This window comes from Aneurinibacillus tyrosinisolvens (assembly GCF_001015055.1).
GTDB lineage: Bacteria > Bacillota > Bacilli > Aneurinibacillales > Aneurinibacillaceae > Aneurinibacillus_A > Aneurinibacillus_A tyrosinisolvens.
Genome location: NZ_BBWZ01000014.1, coordinates 83003 through 99481 on the forward strand (window position 1 = coordinate 83003; position 16479 = coordinate 99481).

Genomic DNA, 16479 nt, shown 5'->3' on the forward strand with positions numbered 1-16479 from the left:
GGCAAGATAGCTTCATAAAATGACGATAATCTGCACAAAAACAAGGAGCGCTTTGTCTAAGGTCTCTGCTCCTTGTTTTATTAAGCTACTTTTAAAAATATCGATTATAAATTTCTGTCTAACAATATTCCCGTTTGTTCTGCCATGATATGAGGTGGATAAGGCATTCCATTCTTGAACCACCATTCCGTTGATCCTACGATAGCTGCTCCAAAAAATTGAAGAATAACATCTTCACTTAATCCGTGATTTTTTCCTTCGGTTATCTCCACTTCACCCTTTAACTCTTCGATGACAAATTCAAGGAATCGACTACGAAAGTAAGGGGCACCCTTACTCGCTAACATTGTTGAAAAGAATAAATAATGACTCTCAAAGTATTCGAACCACAACAGATTTCCAGTTTTAAAATCCACGTCTCGTGCCGATTCGCACAATTCCCGTAGCTTGTTAATATGTTCTTCTATGAGCTTATCCAGTAAATCAAATTTATCCACGTAATGAAGATAGATGGTTCTTCTTCCAACATTTGCCCTATCGGAAATATCTTGTATTGTAATTTGATCGAATTTTTTTTCAGACATTAATTCAACAAAAGCTTTTTTTATCGCTTCTTGAGATTTGATTATTCTTCTATCCACCTTAGACATTCTAAAAGTCACCAAACTTCCTTAAAAATAATTACACAATTTTAATCAATTTGTGCACTAATACATGAATCCTCGTCTTTTGATCATTGCGGACATCCTGTTTCTGTTTATAATTATACATAAATGCGCAATAATACATCAATATGCATTTTGTCTGAAGATATCTGATTTAACCGCCTTCGGCATAATAGAAGAGGAAATTAATTTCAAGCAGGAGGTTTATTTATGGATCGTGTTGAGAAGAGCAAGGAAAAGTACAAACAGCTATTTGGCAATGGAATCTCCCCTGCATACGCTACCGATCCTGATTTTCAGGACATCCTGAGTCACTTCATTTTTGGGGAAGTTTTCTATCAAGGCAACCTTGATGATAAGCAGCGTGAGCTTATCACCCTGGTAGTGCTTGCCACCAACCAGACATTGCCCCAGCTCAAGGCACATGTTCACGCCGCACTGAACATTGGGCTGACGCCGGTAGAAATCAAAGAGGCAGTTTACCAGTGTGCTCCGTACATTGGATTCCCTAAAACACTGAATGCCATCGCAGAGGTAAATGAGGTTTTCAAATCCAAGAATATTACGTTACCGATCGAAAGCGAAAAGCAAGTTGAAGAAGATAATCGTTTTGAAAAGGGACTTGCAGTGCAGGTAGAGATTTTTGGGGATGTCATTGCAAAAATGCAGGAGGGTGCTCCGCCAAATCAAAAACATATACAGCAATATCTTTCCTCTTTTTGCTTCGGAGACTTCTACACCCGTGGCGGACTCGACTTAAAAACACGAGAATTGCTGACACTCTGTATCATCAGTGCGTTGGGCGGTGCTGAAGGGCAAGTGAATGCACATGTCCAGGGAAACTTAAATGTGGGCAATGAGAAGGAAACGATGATCACCGCTCTGACACATTCTATTCCTTATATGGGATTTCCAAGAACACTAAACGCATTAAGTTGTGTAAATCAAGTTATTCCTGAAAATTAAGAAAGGGTGTTATTTAGTATGTCTACTATTCAAGACAAAGTTGTTATTATTACAGGTGCTTCTAGCGGGATTGGGAAAGCTACTGCAAAAGAACTTGCATCAAAAGGGACAAAATTGGTTCTAGCTGCTCGTCGTGAAGACCGTTTAAAGAAACTACAAGAAGAAATTCGAAATAATGGCGGACAAGCTATTTATAAAGTGACAGATGTAACTTCCCATGAACAAATGGAAGAGCTTGCTGCGTATGCTCTTAAAGAGTTCGGAAAAATCGATGTGTTAGTCAACAACGCTGGTATCATGCCGCAAGCTTTTCTTTTTAAGAAAAAAATTGATGAATGGGATAAGATGATTGATGTAAATATCAAAGGTGTTTTGTATGCTATCGCTGCCGTCCTTCCTTCGATGAGGGAACGTAAATCCGGTCATATTATTAACCTTTCTTCTGTAGCCGGACATAACATTTATCCTGGTGGAACGGTATATTGCGGTACCAAACATGCAGTAAGAGCAATCTCTGAAGGTTTACGCCAAGAAGAAGCGATGAGTGGTACGAATATCCGTGTAACAAATATTTCTCCTGGGGCTGTTAATAGCGAATTATTAGAAACTACCACGGACCCAGAGTTAAAAGCAGGTTTAAATGAATTTTATAAAGTAGCGATTGATGCCGAAGCAATAGCTCGTACAATTTCATTTGCAATTGAACAACCATCTGATGTAGCCATTAATGAGATGATTGTTCGTCCAACAAGTCAAGTGGGTTAAAAAGAAAAACTCGATATTTCAGATATGAATAGCCCTGATGTGATGCTCCATTAGGGCTTTCTCTTAACTTTTGAAAACAGGAGGTATTTTATTGTGGAATATCGCACAGTAGGAAAAACAGGGGTTCAAGTCTCAAATTTATGTTTTGGTACGATGTCTTTTGGCGGAAATGCTGATGAAGAAACATCTAAAGCCATGTATAAACGTTGTCGGGAAGCGGGTATTAACTTTTTTGATACAGCCGATGTTTATAGTGGGGGACGTTCTGAAGAAATTTTAGGAGAATGTATCGCACATGAACGTGAAAATATCGTCCTAACAACAAAGGTGTTTTGGAACACGAGTGCTGATGTGAATGGAAAAGGATTGTCTCGAAAACATATGATGCAAGGCGTTGAAGCAAGTCTGCGACGTTTAAAAACAGACTATATTGATTTTTATTTCGTTCATGACTTTGATGAACGGACACCAATGGAGGAAACATTACGGGCACTAGACGATTTGCAACGGCAAGGAAAGATTCTCTATCCGGCAGTAAGCAATTGGGCAGCATGGCAAATTACCAAAGCATTAGGGATTTCTGCAAAAGAACAACTTGCCCGTTTTGAATTAATACAACCTATGTATAACCTGGTTAAACGCCAAGCTGAGGTCGAAATTTTACCTCTGGCTGCTTCCGAACAAATGGGGGTGATTTCCTATAGCCCTCTAGGAGCTGGGCTTCTTACAGGAAAATATGGGGTGGATAAGCGACCAGAGCAAGGACGGTTAGTGCAAGACAAAAGATACACGGATCGTTATTTAGATGAAATGAATTTTGTTGTAGCTGACCGATTTAATGCACATGCGGCGGAACGTGGCATAAGCCCTGCAACGCTTGCCGTTGCCTGGGTGATGTCCAATCCTGCCATAACAGCACCGATTATCGGGGCAAGAAATTTAACACAGCTTGAGGATTCCCTTGCAGCTGCTGATGTGGACATGACTCCAGAATGGCGTAATGAAATATCTTCCCTTTCTGTTACACCTCAACCTGCAACAGACCGGGGAGAAACGTTGCTACCGAATTGGACTTAATTTTCAACTGCATTTTTTAAATTTAACAATGGATAGATAGTAACCGCTCTTTTTATGAGCGGTTTTTCTTTTGATTAAAAATCAGCAACAAACGATAAAACGAAGGAGTAAAAAATTTTTGGATGGTAGAGACAAGAAAAGGGGGAGAACAGTGGGGATTTAATAAACCGCTTCTTCATTTGGATTTATACAGAAAGCGAAAAACAGGATATTCGATTTAAATCCAAATTTTCAAGGTAAACATTTACCTTTTTATATTCTGGAATTTCCTGATCACATGGATGGTCAAATAAAATACGTGCAATGGTCAGACACTGAACATTACACCGAATACATTAATAAACTCAATCAACAATGTCCTTTTCAGTAAAAACACGAAAAAGTTCCGTCCCTGAAATTTATGGGTCGTGTCCTTAGTAGTTATGTTCTAACGAGTGATGAACATAACTACTTTTTATTTTGGGCAATTATAGCTAAGGAAATACATATCAGTTTTAAATTCCTGACTCGGTTTGAAGTTATAGTCTGCTTCTTTTGTTTAATAATTACCCTAAATGATTACAAATATAATGGCATCAAAATTGCATTATTATTTGATGAATTAAACAAGAGTACCAAGGGGGGAATGAATTTAAAATATTATAGGGAGAAAATGAACGTTTGGATGATGGACGAATCCAAAAAGGAGTTAGAGTAGGAGCTGCAATACTTATGAAAGAAATATTTTTGATTCTTCTTTTACAACTAATCTATGTTCCTCTTTTGACACTACGAATTATTATGCTGGTGAAAAACAGGAGTGTTATTGCCTCCATAATCGGTTTTATGGAGTGTTTAATCTATGTATTTGGTTTGTCGCTCGTATTCAATGGAAAGCAAAATACTATAGGAATGATTATTTATGCCATTGGTTATTCGCTGGGAATTGCATTAGGCGGATATATTGAAAGAAAACTAGCGCTAGGTTATACGACATTTGTTATTACTTTACACCAGGAAAATGAAAAGTTAATTCTAGATCTAAGAAATCAAGGGTATGGTGTAACGATATTCGAAGGCGAAGGCAGATATGGAAAGCGATATAAATTGGACATTGTGACGGAACGAAAAAGAGAAAGGGAACTAATGGATTTCATTTTATGGTATGAGCCGGAAGCATTTATTGTTTCTTATGAGCTGAAAACATTCAAAGGTGGATATCTTCCAAAGAAGAGAGGGCATTCCCATCCTGATGTAGTATTGAAAAAATAAAGAGGGAAGTCCCATAGAATTTTGTTTGGAAAAGAATATGAACTGCAAAATTTTTATTTTTCGAAGTAGTTATTGATCTAGTTACTCATTGGTGCTTTTTTCTGCGAAATGATTAGCAAAATTGCAATACTAATTTGGAAGGTGAGGTTTAATTTTATAATAAAGTAGATTTATAAGCTGATTAGTAAATCGAAGATTTAGGGGGGCAACAATGAAAAAATTTAACATTGCTGTTATTCCAGGGGACGGAATCGGCAGAGAAGTAGTACCTGCAGCTTTGGACGTCTTGCATACTATTTCAGAAATTCATGGAGGGTTACAATTTGATTTTACAGAATTCCCGTGGAGTTGTGAGTATTATTTAGAACATGGAGTAATGATGCCATCTGATGGCATGGAAACATTAGGGGCGTTCGACGCGGTTTTCTTAGGGTCTGTGGGCAATCCAAAACTCGTTCCAGACCATGTTTCTCTATGGGGATTATTGATAAAAATTAGGCGTGAATTTGAACAAGTTATTAATATTCGTCCAGCAAAAAGATTTCCTGGTATTGCATCACCTTTAGCCAATCCAAAGGAATTCGATTTACTTGTGGTTCGTGAAAATAGTGAAGGTGAATATAGTGAAGTTGGAGGACGAATTTATAGAGGGGATGACGAGTTAGCTATACAAAATTCAATATTTTCTAGAAGAGGTACTGGAACGGCGATGAGGTTTGCGTTTAATCTTGCTGCGAAGAGAAAACAGCATGTTACTAGCGCCACAAAGTCAAATGGGGTATATCATGCTATGCCTTTTTGGGATCAGATATTTAATGAGGTTTCTAAAGAATACCCAGGTATCGAAACAGCATCTTGCCATATTGATGCACTCGCTGCATTTTTAGTGACCCGTCCTCAAACGCTTGACGTAATTGTTGCCAGTAATTTGTTTGGTGATATTTTAACTGATTTGGGAGCAGCAATTATGGGGAGTATAGGAATTGCACCTTCAGCAAACATCAATGTAAATGGGAAGTACCCTTCAATGTTTGAACCTGTTCATGGTTCAGCTCCAGATATAGTAGGAAAAGGGATAGCAAATCCAATTGGACAAATTTGGACAGCCCAAATGATGCTTGATCATTTTGGTGAAAATGAGCTTGGAAACCTATTGCTCCAAACCATTGAGAAAGTAACAGCGGAGGGCATCAAGACTTGTGATATCGGTGGTGGAGCAACTACACAGGAAGTAACCGGGGAAATATGCGCCAGACTTAAATTATTATAAAACAATACTCAATGAATCGTAGGTCTTATAACCCTTCTATAGCCCATAAGAAGCAATGATGCTGCTAAGTGAAACAACTAGATGAGATAATACCAAATAAAGAGCGCAAAAAGATCCTTATATTTAAAGGGTCTTTTTGCGCTTGTAGAAATCTCAGATATCTATATAAAAAAACAAATGTCCAATCTCATCCTTCATTTCCGTTGGTTTAATATTGAATATTATTAATTTTAGCTATAGAATAAATTTTATGAAATATATGAAAATGAGTTTAATTCAACTCGTGAGTTGAATTAAACTCATTTTATGTCTGGAATTAAAATTATAAGCAAGTTATCTACATTGAAAATTGAGATAATTAGAACTGGCACAGGTTTTGCAATAAACATAATTCATCACGACTAATAAACTCCGGTTCATTTTAGTTCACGGGCTGGCAGATTGTTAGGGTGCTCTAAACTATGCAGGACCTAAGAAGGGAGATTTTATTTATGCCAGTAAAAGAAAAAAACAACGAATTAAATCAAACTAAGACAATGCCTTATTATTTGTATTCTGATCCAAAAGTTCTGCCGGAGGAACAAGAAAAAATCTTTGCAAAGAGCTGGCAGTATGTTGGGCATGTTAGTCAGATTCAAAAAATAGGGGATTATTTTACCTGTGAAGTGGCTGGGGAACCACTTATAATCGTTCGAGGAAAAGACGATCAAATTCGGGCCTTTTATAACGTGTGCCCACATCGTGCAACTAAATTAGAAAAAAATAGTGAGGGAAACAAGAAAATTCTACAATGTGGTTATCATGGCTGGACCTTTAATTTAGATGGTTCTTTGAATAAAGCACCTAATTTTAAGGATACAGGTTCTTTCTGTGAAGGAGGTGCCTGCCTTCGTTCAATTCGTCTGGAAATTCAAACTTCGATGATTTTTGTGAATTTAGACGATCATGCTGTATCTTTATCCGCGAGTTATGGAGACTTCTTTGATTCCCTTAAAGATGTTGAATTCTTGGGAGAATTAAAAAAAGTATGGAGCAAAAGCCGTGTGATTAAAGGTAACTGGAAGGCTTTTATGGATAACTACTTGGAGTGTGATCATTGCCCCATTGCTCATCCGTCTTTCGTCGCTACACTGGACATGAGCCAATATAAAGTTATAGCCTGTGATAATTATTCCGTTCAAGGTACGATTGTAAAGCCAGATAAGACATTGGGAAGCATAGAATTGAATAAGGCAGAATTCCAAGGAGGACGTTTTTATTGGTTATGGCCAAACATGGCGATTACAATTTATCCTGGTACTGGAAACCTGACTGTCATCCGAATGATTCCGATCGATCATGAAACCACATTGGGTGTTTATGATGTTTTCTTTCGTGATGAAAATCTCACCAAAGAGGATGAGGAATTACTTCAGTTTATGGAGCAGGTACGAGATGAGGATATTGAACTAATTGAATTGGCGCAAATTGGGTTTAATTCTAAAGCATTCAAAAGGGGAGTATTGTCTCCAACGGAAAACGGAGTGTTTCAGTTCCACAAAATGGTATCTAAAGCTTTGGGAATTACGGAGTAAAAGGGAAACTGTTATAAAACCAAGATGGACATATTCTAGCAAAGTAGGAGGGAAGGGCTCCATGATTGTTTTTAGACAAGTAAGTAAGGTATATAACGGTACTGAAATCATTAAAAGTTTAGACTTAACCATTAGAGATGGGGAATTATTCGTTCTAATCGGCCCAAGCGGGTGTGGGAAAACAACCACCATGAAAATGATCAATCGCCTTATAGAGCCCACCTCGGGTGTTATTGAAATTAATGGAACTAATATTCTTGAACAAAATCCAGTGGAGTTACGTCGAAACATCGGATATGTTATACAACAAATTGCCTTATTTCCGCATATGACAATCGCAGAAAATGTAGCCCTGGTTCCTAAATTAAAAAAAAACAAATGCCAAAAGCTATGAAAATAAAGTAGACGAATTGCTAGAAATGGTTGGACTGGATCCAAAGGTTTATAAGCATCGGTATCCTTCTGAATTAAGCGGAGGTCAGCAACAAAGAGTGGGGGTTATACGTGCTTTAGCTGCCGATCCACCGATTATTTTGATGGATGAGCCTTTTAGTGCATTAGATCCAATTAGTCGGGAACAGCTGCAGGAAGAGTTTGTGAAACTCCAAAAAACGATTAAGAAAACGATTATTTTTGTTACCCATGATATGGACGAGGCGATTAAAATTGCGGATCGTATTTGTATTATGCAGGGGGAAGCATTATACAATTAGACACCCCGGAGAAAATTATACGGAATCCAGCAAATAATTTTGTAACCGATTTCATTGGAGTCAAACGACTGCAAAAACATTTAAGAGAATTAAATGCCAATCATGCTATTAAGGGTGAATCTCATAATCTATCACTTCTCAGGGCGGGGGGTTACGATGAATGAGTTTCTGCAGTTCATAGTCGATCGGTATCCGGATATATTGATGGTTCTTTGGCAGCACTGCTACATTTCTTTTGTTGCCGTTTTGGCTGGATTTATCGTGTCAGTACCATTAGGGATTTTCCTGACAAGGGCGGAGAAGATAAGCCATTATATAATCGGCTTGGTAAATATTATTCAAACCATCCCGAGTTTGGCTCTTTTAGGATTCATGATCCCGTTTTTAGGATTGGGAAGTATTCCGGCAATTGTGGCTCTCTTTCTTTATTCTATATTACCGATGCTTCAGAATACGTATACCGGCATTAAGGAAGTCAGTCCGGCCATAAAAGAAGCCGCGAGGGGAATGGGAATGACCGATTTTCAAATCCTTTTCAAAGTGGAAATTCCTCTTTCCATTTCCATCATTATGGGTGGGTTTCGTACCGCAACCATCTATACGATAAGCTGGGCAACGCTTGCCTCATTAATTGGTGGGGGCGGCTTGGGTTATCTGGTATTTACGGGCCTAACAGTTTCGAATAACAATATGCTTATTGTTGGTGCCTTATTAGCAGCTTTGTTAGCGGCCGCAGCAGATATAGCAACCAGAAAATTTCAAGCATTATGTACACCAAAAGGTTTAAGAAAATAAAAAGGGGGATTTTTATGAAGAAAATCGTCGGGGCTGTTACTACATTGTTGCTGGTATTGAGTATGCTTGTAGGTTGTTCTCAGAGTGAATCCACAAGTGCGTCGAGTACTACGATTAAAATTGGTTCACAATCCACTTCAGAACAATTGATTATAGCCAATATGTTGAAATTATTAATTGAGGAAAACACCAAGTTGAAACCTGAAATCGTATCTGGTTTAAGTTCTACTCCTGTGGTTTTTAAAGCCATGAATAATAATGATATTCAAATTTCAGCAGTTAGATACGTAGGAACAGATTTAACCAGCAGTTTGCAAATCAAAGAGCCTCCTAAAAACCCAGAAGAAGCATTAAAAACCGTACAAAAGGGAATGCAGGAAAAATATGACCAAACATGGTTTCCTTCCTATGGGTTTGAGAATACGTATGTGTTTACGGTTCGACAGGATGTCGCAGATAAATTAAAGCTAGAAAAGATATCGGATGTGAAACCTTACGCCAAAGATATGAAATTAGGAACTGATAATGGTTGGCTTGAACGAACTTTAGATGGTTATCCTTCCTTTTCAAAGAACTACGGCATTGAATTCGGACAGAAATCACCGATGGATATCGGACTTGTTTATAAGGCAGTTAGTAATAAGGATGTTGATATTGTTTTAGCTTATTCAACAGATGCGCGGCTAAAGGAATATAAGTTAAAAACACTAGAAGATGAAAAACATTTCTTCCCACCTTATCAAGCATCGCCCGTAGTACGAAATGATATGTTAAAGTCACATCCTGAACTCAAAGACGTCATCAACAAAGTCGCCGGGAAAATAGACACTGCTACTATGACTGCATTGAACTATCAAGCAGATGTGGAGAAAAAAGATCCTGAAGAAATCGCGAAGAGCTTCTTAAAGGAAAAAGGGCTTTTGAAAAAATAATTTCTCCAACTATGAAGGAGAGGGAAAAATGAATACATTGAACGAAGCATTCGGGATAATCATGAAGGATGGAGATAAAATTCTAAAACTCACCTTAGAACATATCTATATGAGTTTTAGTGGTGTTCTGTTAGCAATACTTTTAGGGGTTCCGATTGCTATTTTCATGACAAAGTATCGAAACTTAGCGGATTTAATCCAAAATATTATCGGTATGATCCAGACGATTCCTTCTATTGCTTTACTTTTAATCATCATGATTTTCTTCGGATTGGGGTATACCACAGCAATCGTGGCTCTCGTTTTTTATTCTTTATTGCCCATCATTCAGAATACGTACGCTGGACTGAGCAACGTAGACCGCAATCTGATTGAGGCAGGAACAGGCATGGGAATGACTTACACCCAGTTGTTATTTAAAGTGAAAATTCCACTAGCCTTTCCTGTTATGATGGCCGGATTCCGGATCGCAACCATCATTGCGATCGGTGTGACTACAATTGCTACTTTTGTAGGGGCTGGAGGTTTAGGTGAAATGATTTATCGGGGGATTGCGACAACAGATGATGCCAAAGTTCTAGCGGGTTCCATACCGGCCGCATTACTAGCAGTATGCGTGGATTTTATTCTAAAAATGATAGAAAAAAGGGCCGGTTTTAATCGTCACAAAAAAAGACTGAAAAGCAGTTAAAATGGAGGGGAAGCGTGAAAATTGTATGCATAGGAGATAGTCTAACGGAGGGGATAGGAGTAAGGAAAGAGGAGGCCTGGCCCTTTCTCCTTCAAAAAAAATTAACCGTTGTCATTGTGAACCGGGGCATTTCCGGGGATACCACTACAGGGATGTTAGGACGGTTTTATTATGATGTTATCCTTTGCAAGCCTACCCATGTAGTGATTATGGGAGGAGTAAACGATTTATGGTGGAATCTTCCGATCCATTTAATTCTCTCTAATATATATTCGATGTTTAAGCAAGCGATTTATCACGGTATCATTCCTGTAATCGGAATACCGACACCCATTTTTTTCAAGGTATCAATCAGGAAAGTGTCTGGGAACCCGTAGCTGGGTATACAAATTACCTCAATCAAAAACAACAATACATTCGGTCTTTAATGGATCTTGTAAAAGAGAATAACTTGTTGTCACTAAATTTTAATCAATTATTTTTAGACGATAGACAAAATGTAATTAAAGACTATTTCCAGGATGGGGACGGCGTACACCCGAATAAAAGAGGTCATCAAGCTATTGCTCAATTAGCTTTTGAACAAATCCTTTTGTTTTCGAGTAAATAGTAAAACTTGTATTCTAAATAAGGAGGTTCGGTAATGGCAAAAATCGATACGGTTCTATCGAAATTAAATTATATAAATGGAGAATGGATAGGAAATGAAAGGGAAAGGATGGATATTATCAATCCTTTCAATGGAGAGACTATTGGATCTGTACCCAAAATGGGGCCGCATGAAACGGATATGGCCATTGAAGCTGCGTATTCTGCTTTCTCCAGTTGGTCACAACTTCCAGCACAGGAGCGGTCCCGATATCTTAAAAAAGTAGCGGATATTATGATCGAAAACAAAGAGGAATTAGCCCGAATCATGACTTTAGAGATGGGAAAACCAATTCGAGAATCGAGGGGAGAAGTTGAATATGCTGCTTCCTTTCTAGAATGGAACGCGGAAGAAGCAAAACGAGTATATGGACGAACAGTACCTGGTAGAGATGCTTCACAAAGAATTACTATTTTGAAACAACCTGTAGGAGTAGTGGCGGCCATCACCCCCTGGAATTTTCCCGCAGCAATGATTACTAGAAAAATGGGACCCGCTCTAGCGGCAGGGTGCACATTTATTGTCAAACCTGCAGAGCAAACCCCTTTAACAGCAATTAAACTGATGGAATATTGTGAACAAGTAGGTATACCAAATGGTGTCGTTAACCTTGTAACTGGAAATCCGGCCGAAATTGGAAATACCTTTATGAAAAATCCTAAAGTTCGCAAAATCACATTTACAGGATCGAGCGCTGTAGGCAAACACTTGATTCGACAAAGTGCAGATCAGATTAAAAAAATATCCCTGGAACTTGGCGGGCACGCTCCCTTACTTGTTTTCGAGGACGCTGATATTGAGAAGGCAGTACGCGGAGCCATTTCATCCAAATTTCGAAATGCAGGGCAAACCTGTATTTGTGCTAACCGAATTTATGTCCATGAAAAGATTTATGCTCAATTTGTCAATGCCTTTGTACATGCTGTAGGTCAATTGAAAGTGGGAAATGGATTTGACGAAGACGTTCAAGTCGGTCCAATTATTAATAAGTATGGATACGATAAAATCAATCGTCATGTTCAAGATGCACTCAATAAAGGAGCAAAAGTAGCGGTCGGTGGAAAGGGTAACATCGTCAATGAACATGCTTGTTTCTATCAGCCCACCGTTCTAATGAATGTAACACCAGATATGCTTATCATGAACGAAGAAACATTTGGTCCTGTAGCTCCGATTCAAAAGTTTAAACAGGATGAAGAAGCGATTCAGTATGCCAACGATACCCCGTATGGTCTTACTGCATATTTTTATACAGAAAGTGTCACTCGCGGGACAAAAGTTATGGAGGCGTTAGAATATGGCATAGTGGGATGGAATGATGCTTTACCATCAACAGCCCAAGCACCGTTCGGAGGAATAAAAGAAAGCGGAATTGCCCGAGAAGGGGGAAGCGAAGGAATCGAACCTTATCTGGAAACTAAATATGTTTCAATGGAAGTCTAATAAAGGAGGGGATTTCCCCTCCTTTATTCAGTAAACTCCAGATTTGAATTTTGGCAATATTTCCGGATTAATTTAGATGCTTTTGTCTGGCTTATATTTAAATCGGTAGCCACTTTACGCGAGCTTTTAAATTTATTGTAAGAGTTCATTACGATGTCTTTCTGAAATTCTTCCAATGCTAAATCAAGTGCGGAGGAATAACGATGATGGGATTTTGGTTTAGTGTTTTGCAAAATAAGTTCTGGCAAATCAGATGATTGAATCATGCCATCATTTGTAACAACCAAACGTTCAATCATATTTTCCAATTGACGGACATTACCGGGCCAATGATAACCTGCGAGAATATCTAACGCTTCTTGAGTGATGATGGGACTAGTTTGGTATTTTTGATTAAATTTATTGAGAAAGTAATAAGTTAAGGGAATGACGTCTTCTTTTCGCTCCCGTAATGGCAGCATTTTCAAATCAATGACATGGAGCCGATAATACAGGTCTTCCCTGAACTGTTTTTTTTGTACCATCTGATATAGATCTTGATTTGTAGCAGCAATAATCCGGATATCCACCGTTTTTATTTCTCTGCCTCCTACTGGGAGGAATTGCCTCTCTTGAATTACCTGCAAAAGCTTTGCTTGGATTTTAAGAGAGATTTCTCCAATTTCATCCAAGAAAATAGTCCCGTGGTTAGCCGCTTCTAGCAACCCTTTTTTTCCACCACGATTTGCTCCCGTAAAGGCTCCCTCAGAGTACCCGAATAATTCAGATTCCAACAGCTCTTCTGGAATTGCAGCACAATTAATTGCCAGGAAGGGATTGTTTTTTCTCAGACTCATTTTGTGGAGGTAACTAGCTAATATGCTTTTCCCTGTTCCGGACTCACCTTCTATCAAGATAGTGGTATCAACTTGAGCTACTCTATCACAGAATTTAATTAATTTTTTCATCTTTTCATTGTTTGTAATGATACTTTCTTTTATGAGGTGAGTCTCTTTTGATTCACCCATTGCCTCTTCAATAGGTTTATAGAGGGTTTTAAAATTTTCTTCGCGAGAAGTTGTCACAATTAGTTCAATTTCATCTTCATTGTTTAAAATAGGGATTGCTGTTGTAATCAATTCGCCGCCAATGTAAGTAGTTTGTTTAATTGTAACAGGTTTTTTTTCCTTTAGGACGATGGGGATAATGGATGGGCCCCAGTACCCCTTTGAAACAAAATCTTCATTTGATTTTCCGATAAGCTGACTTGGTTTTAGACCATAATGTCTTTCAGAGAGTCTATTTACGTATATAATACGAGCATCCTTATCAAGAACAAAAATTTCATCCGATGAATGATCTAATATTTTCATTAGAGTTTCTGTAGTTATTTCTGTTTTGTTCACATCTATAGCGTTATCCATTCACCCACATCCCAGTATTTTTTGTACTGCACTTCTAATTATTAAAATTGAATTGAATACGACTATCATGAGTTAATTATAACTCAAATTAAATCTGAAAATAAAGAAAAATTTGTTTTTTTATTTGGAATAAAAGTGATTTAAATTCGTATGAGTATTGTAATTTTACAATTTGAAAAAGCAGTGGAGTTAGTATAGTTTCATGGACACGTCTTAGTTAAGTCCTTAGAATACTACTTGAGAGGATGTGTCCAACTTGAAACGGAAGAACCCAGGTAAAAAATATAATGACGACTTTAAGAAAACGATTGTGGATCTTTATCATGCTGGTAGCTCGGCGAAGGAATTAAGCAGCGAATACGGCGTGTCTGAAGTAACGATTTATAAATGGATAAAAGAGTTCACTCCTGTAGGTGAAGGGGAAGACTCGCTCACTCCAAAGGAAGTGGCTGCCATCCAAAAGGAAAACCTCCGGTTAAAGCAGGAACTTGAAATCTTAAAAAAGGCTATGGCCATACCACTCGGACCATCAATGAGAAATGGGTGACCGATATTACGTACATTCATACATTAAAGGATGGCTGGTGCTATTTAGCCTCCGTTTTAGACCTGCATTCCAAGAAAATTGTGGGGCATTCTTTTTCTCGTTCCATGACCACAGATTTGGTGATTAAGGCAGTAGAAAACGCCTATGAAACACAGAAGCCCGCTAAGGGCTTGGTTCTTCACTCCGATCTAGGTTCACAATACACCAGTAGTGAATTTATGAACTTCGTTCAATCGCTTGGGATGGTACAGTCTTTTAGCCAAAAGGGCTGCCCTTATGACAATGCCTGTATTGAGTCTTTTCATGCCATTTTAAAGAAAGAAGAAGTGAATCATGTCCAGTACGCAGACTACGCTTCCGCCAAACTAGCTCTGTTTCAATTTATTGAGAGCTGGTACAACCGAAAAAGGATCCACAGCAGCTTAGGGTACAAGACTCCACAGATGATAGAAAATCAAATCAAACAATCAGCTTAAAACTTAACTTTTTCGTGTCCAAGATATTGACCCAAATCCAATAGATAAAAACTATAAAGGAGATAAAATATATATATTTGAATTATAAATCCACTTTACATATGATGGTATTAGAAAATCAAGGGGATTTTAAATGAGTAGTGGGGGAGATTATATGGACACAAATACTGCCGGAAATCGGGCTAAATTATCAGGAAAGTTAACAAATGTATTAGATTCTCGATCCTTAGCAAACTCTCATAAAAGGCTTGCGGAGATACTCACTAAAGATATGACGGTTCTTGATATTGGTTGTGGTACAGGAGCAATTACACGTGGAATAGCTGAAGCAGTGGGTCCAAATGGGCGGGTTGTAGGAATTGATAGTAATCCAAGTCTAATCGAAAAAGCCCGTCAAACTCATGGCGAAACTCCGGGATTAACTTTTGAAATAGGCGACATCTATAATCTTACCTATGACAAAGAATTTGATATTGTTACCTCCGCTCGTGTTTTAATATGGCTGTCTGATCCGCTAAAGGCATTGAAAATGATGATATCTGCCGCTAAAATGGGTGGGCGTATTTTGGTTGTTGATTATAATCATGAGAAGATATCATGGGAACCTAAGCCTCCCTCAAGTATGCTTTCTTTCTATGCTGCTTATTTGAAATGGCGTTCCGATGCGGGTATTAATAATGCGATTGCTGATTACCTTCCTGAAATGTTTCGAAAAAGTGAAATTGAAGAAATTACTATAACCCCCCAACATGAGATAACTAAGCAAACAGATCCAGATTTTCAAACACGAATTGGAATATGGGCGGATACCGCTTCAAGCAGAGGGGTCCAGATGGAAAGAGATGGATATATTACTGAAAAAGAATATATGACAGCGGAAAACGAATATAGGGAATGGATGATTCAAGAAGCCCAATCTTTAACAATGTATATGTTAGCAGTTGAGGGTGTGAGATAGCTCAATAATGGACTCTATACAACAATGATGGTGCTGCCGCTGCAGCCTTTTGTTACGCTAACGGGAATCGATAGTTCAATAAAATGTAGGTTTTAATATGTTCTTTTGACTATATTTAAACTACAAAGCAGCTATTCTGATTTTTATTCAGGTTAGCTGTTTTTTTATGTTTGATAACTTGGTCTGTGTAAATAAGATGGTTGATTATTTTTGGACTGAGGAATTTTTTATCTCCGTTCATATTGAGTTCACAAAGAGGCTTTATATTATCTCTAAGGCGAATTAATACAATATTTTTTACAGA

Annotated in this window: 15 protein-coding genes and 2 pseudogenes; 14 read left to right on the forward strand and 3 right to left on the reverse strand. The window is 38.1% G+C overall.

Going from position 1 to position 16479, the window contains the following annotated elements; all coding sequences use genetic code 11:
- Window positions 1–104 precede the first annotated feature (104 nt).
- Complete coding sequence (locus tag MBEAL2_RS14385) at window positions 105–650, reverse strand: TetR/AcrR family transcriptional regulator (protein WP_047152978.1); 546 nt, start codon at window positions 648–650, stop codon at window positions 105–107.
- A 225-nt stretch (window positions 651–875) separates the two neighbouring features.
- Here MBEAL2_RS14385 and MBEAL2_RS14390 point away from each other — a divergent pair, with 225 nt between their 5' ends.
- The 12 genes and pseudogenes from MBEAL2_RS14390 to MBEAL2_RS14450 all read left to right on the forward strand — a co-directional run bounded on the left by MBEAL2_RS14390 (window position 876) and on the right by MBEAL2_RS14450 (window position 12791).
- Window positions 876–1631 carry a carboxymuconolactone decarboxylase family protein gene (locus tag MBEAL2_RS14390; RefSeq protein WP_047152979.1) on the forward strand — a complete coding sequence of 252 codons (756 nt, stop codon included), beginning with the start codon at window positions 876–878 and terminating at the stop codon, window positions 1629–1631.
- A gap of 18 nt (window positions 1632–1649) precedes the next feature.
- Window positions 1650–2396, forward strand: coding sequence for an SDR family oxidoreductase (locus MBEAL2_RS14395; RefSeq protein ID WP_047152980.1), 747 nt, complete (start codon window positions 1650–1652; stop codon window positions 2394–2396).
- 93 nt (window positions 2397–2489) lie between these two features.
- The gene (locus MBEAL2_RS14400; protein ID WP_047152981.1) at window positions 2490–3473 is read left to right on the forward strand and encodes an aldo/keto reductase; all 984 of its coding nucleotides are present in this window, start codon (window positions 2490–2492) and stop codon (window positions 3471–3473) included.
- Window positions 3474–4184: 711 nt separating this feature from the next.
- Entirely contained in the window at window positions 4185–4724 is a 540-nt protein-coding gene (locus MBEAL2_RS14410) for a DUF2179 domain-containing protein (RefSeq protein WP_047152983.1), read from the forward strand.
- A 211-nt stretch (window positions 4725–4935) separates the two neighbouring features.
- On the forward strand, window positions 4936–5994 hold the full coding sequence (locus tag MBEAL2_RS14415; RefSeq protein WP_047152984.1) for a tartrate dehydrogenase: 1059 nt from the start codon (window positions 4936–4938) through the stop codon (window positions 5992–5994).
- Window positions 5995–6485: 491 nt separating this feature from the next.
- Window positions 6486–7568 (forward strand): aromatic ring-hydroxylating oxygenase subunit alpha, encoded by a 1083-nt coding sequence (locus MBEAL2_RS14420; RefSeq protein ID WP_047152985.1) that lies wholly within the window; start codon window positions 6486–6488, stop codon window positions 7566–7568.
- Between the two features lie 61 nt (window positions 7569–7629).
- Window positions 7630–8352, forward strand: a pseudogene (locus MBEAL2_RS14425) (ABC transporter ATP-binding protein); the annotation flags it as partial.
- 85 nt (window positions 8353–8437) lie between these two features.
- On the forward strand, window positions 8438–9076 hold the full coding sequence (locus tag MBEAL2_RS14430; protein ID WP_047152986.1) for an ABC transporter permease: 639 nt from the start codon (window positions 8438–8440) through the stop codon (window positions 9074–9076).
- Between the two features lie 14 nt (window positions 9077–9090).
- Window positions 9091–10008 carry an osmoprotectant ABC transporter substrate-binding protein gene (locus MBEAL2_RS14435; protein ID WP_047152987.1) on the forward strand — a complete coding sequence of 306 codons (918 nt, stop codon included), beginning with the start codon at window positions 9091–9093 and terminating at the stop codon, window positions 10006–10008.
- Between the two features lie 28 nt (window positions 10009–10036).
- Complete coding sequence (locus MBEAL2_RS14440) at window positions 10037–10699, forward strand: ABC transporter permease (protein WP_047152988.1); 663 nt, start codon at window positions 10037–10039, stop codon at window positions 10697–10699.
- A gap of 14 nt (window positions 10700–10713) precedes the next feature.
- Window positions 10714–11076 carry a GDSL-type esterase/lipase family protein gene (locus MBEAL2_RS32900; protein ID WP_052947727.1) on the forward strand — a complete coding sequence of 121 codons (363 nt, stop codon included), beginning with the start codon at window positions 10714–10716 and terminating at the stop codon, window positions 11074–11076.
- 266 nt (window positions 11077–11342) lie between these two features.
- Window positions 11343–12791 (forward strand): NAD-dependent succinate-semialdehyde dehydrogenase, encoded by a 1449-nt coding sequence (locus MBEAL2_RS14450; protein WP_047152989.1) that lies wholly within the window; start codon window positions 11343–11345, stop codon window positions 12789–12791.
- Window positions 12792–12814: 23 nt separating this feature from the next.
- On the opposite strand, the gene MBEAL2_RS14455 is transcribed toward MBEAL2_RS14450, so the two are convergent.
- Window positions 12815–14194, reverse strand: a complete 1380-nt coding sequence (locus tag MBEAL2_RS14455; protein WP_047152990.1) for a sigma-54 interaction domain-containing protein — start codon at window positions 14192–14194, stop codon at window positions 12815–12817.
- Between the two features lie 256 nt (window positions 14195–14450).
- On the opposite strand from MBEAL2_RS14455, the pseudogene MBEAL2_RS14465 reads away from it, so the two are divergent.
- A pseudogene (locus tag MBEAL2_RS14465) lies at window positions 14451–15217 on the forward strand (IS3 family transposase).
- Between the two features lie 154 nt (window positions 15218–15371).
- A complete protein-coding gene (locus MBEAL2_RS14470) occupies window positions 15372–16175 on the forward strand; it encodes a methyltransferase domain-containing protein (RefSeq protein WP_047152992.1) in 804 nt (267 codons plus the stop codon).
- 115 nt (window positions 16176–16290) lie between these two features.
- Here MBEAL2_RS14470 and MBEAL2_RS32905 read toward each other — a convergent pair.
- Window positions 16291–16479, reverse strand: a 189-nt coding sequence (locus tag MBEAL2_RS32905) for a hypothetical protein (RefSeq protein WP_236692854.1), incomplete at its 5' end; no start/stop codon positions are given.